1 protein-coding gene is annotated in these 1688 nt (G+C 75.2%); it reads left to right on the top strand.

What is annotated here, in order from left to right; all coding sequences use genetic code 11:
- Nucleotides 1-1688, top strand: a 1688-nt coding sequence (locus tag AOK17_RS49640) for a condensation domain-containing protein (RefSeq protein WP_245697848.1), incomplete at both ends; no start/stop codon positions are given.

Below are 1688 nucleotides of genomic sequence, written 5' to 3'. Positions count from 1 at the left end.
CGCCGGGCGGCGATCCGCGTGACCTGGCCACGGCGAGCGAGGAGGACCTGGAGTACCTCTTCCGCCGGGCGTACGACGGGTACTGCGACGAGCGGGCCCTGATCGGTACGCCGGAGACCTGCGCGCCCGTGGTGGACGCGCTCTACGAGGCGGGCGTCGACGAGATCGCCGCCCTCGTCGACTTCGGCATGCCCGCCGACCTGATGCGTACCGGGCTCGAACACCTTGACGCGCTGCGCGAGCGCCACCAGGACGCGGGGCCGGCCACCACCCCTCCTGGCAACGATGTCGCCGCGCCCGCCCTTCCGGACGCCGACGTCTCCGCTCCCGCGACCGACGCCCAGCGCCGGATCTGGCTCGCCTCCCAGCTGATCGGCGACCCGGCCGCGTACAACGAGATCCAGGCGGTACGGCTGCGCGGCCCGCTGGACGTGGAGGCGCTGGCCGCCGCAGTCGACGGGCTGGTCGAGCGGCACGCGGGCCTGCGGACCGTGTTCCGCCCGGGCGGTGGCGACGAGACCGTGCTGCAGGTCGTACGGCACGGACGGCGCGTCCCGCTCCGAGTGACCGACGTCCGGGGGCAGTTGACCGATTCACCGGCGCCGGGGCCCGACGAGCTCGACGCGGCCGTCGCGGCGGTGCTGCGGGAAGAGAGCACGCGGCCGTACGACCTCGCCGAGGGCCCGCTGTTCACCCCACGGCTCCTGACGCTCGCCGACGACGACCATGTGCTCGTACTCGGGCTGCACCACATCGTCACCGACGCCCACTCGGCCGGCATCCTCGCGGCCGATCTGGAGGAGTTCTACAAGGCCGCGGTCGAGGGCCGCCCCGCGCGGTTCGCGGCGCCCGCGGGCAGCACGGTCGGCGCCGCCGAGCCCGACCGGGACCCCGCCGACCTGGAGTGGTGGCGGCGGTACCTCGATCCGCTGCCGCCGGTGCCCGCGCTGCCCACCCGGCGCCCCCGCGGCCGTCGGGTGGCGGGTGGCGGGGCCGCCGCCGAGATCCGCCTCGACGGCGTCCGCACGGCGGCACTGCAGGAGTGGAGCGGCCGACAGGGCGTCACGCTCTTCGCCTCGCTCCTCACCGCCTGGCAACTGGTGCTGCGCGAGCGCTCGGGCCAGGACGAGTTCGTCGTGGGCTCGACCTTCGGGCGCCGCACCCCGGAGACCACCGGCACGGTGGGATTCCACGTCGCGCTGCTTCCGCTGCGGGCCACGCTCACGGAGTCGACACCGCTGACCGACGCCGTACGGGCCACCCGGGACGCGCTGTTCGCGGCCGACGCCCATCAGCACGTCGACCTGGACGCGCTCCTCGCCGCCGTCAACCCCGACCCCGGCAACCCGCGCCCCCTGATCACCGTCTCGGCGGACCTGGACACCGCTCCGCTGGCCGGGATCCGGCTACCGGGGCTGTACGCCGAAGCGGTCGACGGCGGTTCCGAATCGGCGCCGCTGGAGATGGGGTTGATGGCCGTCCGTACGGGTCCGGGGCTGCGGCTGCGCATCCGCTACGACGCCGATCTCTTCGACGCGTCGACGGTACGGGACTGTCTGGGCGACCTCGACCGGATCCTGGGCGCCATGGTGTCGGGCGGGGCGGCGCTCGTACGGGACACCGCCGTGCGGCCGGAGTCCGCGGACGTGACGCGGCCGGCCTCGCCCGCCCCGGCCCCGGTCTCGGCC

The organism is Streptomyces phaeochromogenes (assembly GCF_001418655.1).
GTDB classification, from domain to species: Bacteria; Actinomycetota; Actinomycetes; order Streptomycetales; family Streptomycetaceae; genus Streptomyces; species Streptomyces phaeochromogenes.
This window is presented reverse-complemented; position numbering and strand designations above follow the sequence as displayed.